The sequence below is a fragment of the Streptomyces sp. SID12488 genome, assembly GCF_010548275.1.
Lineage (GTDB): Bacteria > Actinomycetota > Actinomycetes > Streptomycetales > Streptomycetaceae > Streptomyces.
Genome location: NZ_JAAGLT010000173.1, coordinates 1 through 384 on the forward strand (window position 1 = coordinate 1; position 384 = coordinate 384).

Here is a 384-nt window from a genome sequence, read left to right on the forward strand (position 1 = left end):
ATCAGGATCTTGTCGCCCTTGGAGACGTCGCCCGGCAGACCCTTGTAGGTCGTGCCGCAGATGGACTTGTCGCCCGGGACGTCTTCGGTGGTGATGGTGAACTCGTCACCGCGGACGAGTTCGACGGGACCTTCGGCGAAGGTTTCCAGACGGATCTTCGGACCCTGGAGGTCGGCGAGGACGCCGACGGCACGCCCGGTGTCCTCGGAGACCTTGCGGACGCGGTCGTACCGCTCCTGGTGCTCTGCCTGGGATCCGTGGCTGAAGTTGAATCGGGCCACGTTCATACCGGCCTCGACGAGCGCTTTCAGTTGCTCATACGAGTCGACGGCGGGGCCCAGCGTGCAGACGATTTTCGAACGGCGCATGGAGCGGATCCTATCG

Annotated in this window: 1 protein-coding gene; it reads right to left on the bottom strand. The window is 64.1% G+C overall.

The window, feature by feature from the left end; all coding sequences use genetic code 11:
* Positions 1-368, bottom strand: a 368-nt coding sequence (locus G3I56_RS43045) for a pyruvate kinase (RefSeq protein WP_239135482.1), incomplete at its 3' end; no start/stop codon positions are given.
* Positions 369-384: the final 16 nt, after the last annotated feature.